Raw genomic sequence first — 1,499 nt, forward strand, 5'->3', positions numbered from 1 at the left:
CCCAACGCGTGCAGCGGCGCCGAACGGTACAGCTCCAGCGCCTCCTCCGGGGTGATCCGCCCCCCGCCGGCGGCCCGGTCGAGCACGGCCTGCAGACCGGGGTGTTCCTCTTCGAGCTTCGACACGTCGCCGCCCTCTCCTTCAGTTCGTCGGCTTGTTGCTGGTCACGTCCGGCTGGACCGGTCGGCTCCCTCGTGCGCTGGTGTCCAGCAGCCGCACACGGACGTCCTCCGGGAAGCCCGCGGCGGCGCCGCCGACCCGGCGGGCGAACTCCGCGATGCCGGCGAGCTGGCGCTCGCCGAGGCCGTAGTCGAGCGCCGAGGTGAAGTAACGCTTGAGCGTGGGCGCGTCCAGGTCCTCCCAGCGGGCGGCCCGCTCGCACACCTGGTCCATCTCGTCCCGGGCCAGATCGCGTGCGGCCAGCAGCGCCCGGTGGACCTGGTGCACCGTCCCGGGCTCCCTCTCCAGGAAGTCGCGGCGGGCCGCGAACACCGCGAAGACGAACGGCAGTCCCGTCCAGTCCCGCCAGATCTCCCCCAGGTCGTGCACCTCCAGCCCCTGCCGGGGTGCCTGGAGCAGCGAGGCCCGCAGCGCGGGGTCGCCGATCACCACGGCCGCGGAGGCCTGGGAGAGCATGGTCGTCAGGTCCGGCGGGCAGACGAAGTAGTCCGGCTTGACGCCGACCAGGTCGGAAAGCACCAGCCGGGCCAGCTGCACCGAGGTGCGGCTGGTGGAGCAGAGCGCGACGGGGGCGCCGTCCAGCTCGGCCAGCGGTACCTCGCTCACGATCAGGCAGGACATCACCGGCCCGTCGCTGCCGATCGCGATGTCCGGGAGGGCGACCAGCTCGTCGGCGTTGCGGAGGAACTCCACCAGGCTGATCGGGCCGACGTCGAGGTCGCCACGGGCCAGTGCGGCGCTCAGGTGGTCCGGCGTGTCGAAGGTCAGGTCGAGGTCGAGCAGGTCTCCGGTCCTGGCCAGCCCCCAGAGCAGGGGGAGGCAGTTGAGGAACCTGATGTGGCCGGTCCTCGGGCGCTGCCGGGTGCGCCCGGTCACGCGTCCGGCCCGTACACCTCGACCTGGTCGCTGCGGCGGCGTACGTGGATGCAGTCCCCGGGACAGTCCCGTACCGAATCCACCACGTCCCGCAGCAGTGGCAGCGGCAGGATCACCGCCTCCGCCGGCTGCTGGCACAGCTCGTCGTCCTCGTCCTTCACATAGGCGAGGCCGTCGATGTCCAGCTCGAAGATCTCCGGCGCGTACTGGACGCAGATCCCGTCCCCGGTGCAGAGGCCCTGGTCGATCCAGACCTCCAGTTCCTCGTCGTGCGGCTCGTCGTGCGTCTTCGTGGGCATGGCTGGAACCTGCCGATCGTCGTCGGGGTGGGGGCCGTCGAGGTCACACGCGCATGGCTTGGGGGGTGTCGCGGCGGGTCAGGTCCGGGCCGTCGTACTCGCGGATGACCTCGTAGCGGGTGTTGCGCTCCACCGGACGGAAGC

The 1,499-nt window shown here is 71.7% G+C and carries 2 protein-coding genes; both read right to left on the reverse strand.

Going from position 1 to position 1,499, the window contains the following annotated elements:
- Window positions 1–141: 141 nt before the first annotated feature.
- Window positions 142–1,056 (reverse strand): menaquinone biosynthetic enzyme MqnA/MqnD family protein, encoded by a 915-nt coding sequence (locus ACZ6NC_RS41930; protein WP_465739148.1) that lies wholly within the window; start codon window positions 1,054–1,056, stop codon window positions 142–144.
- On the reverse strand, window positions 1,053–1,355 hold the full coding sequence (locus ACZ6NC_RS41935; protein WP_465739149.1) for a ferredoxin: 303 nt from the start codon (window positions 1,353–1,355) through the stop codon (window positions 1,053–1,055). Before ACZ6NC_RS41935 ends, ACZ6NC_RS41930 begins: the two co-directional genes overlap by 4 nt.
- Window positions 1,356–1,499: the final 144 nt, after the last annotated feature.

This window comes from Kitasatospora sp. NPDC041988 (genome assembly GCF_055588525.1).

Excerpts from the sequence above, each read along its gene's own strand:
- ACZ6NC_RS41935 (WP_465739149.1), bottom strand. The coding sequence starts at position 1,355 with ATGCCCACGAAGACGCACGACGAGCCGCACGACGAGGAACTGGAGGTC.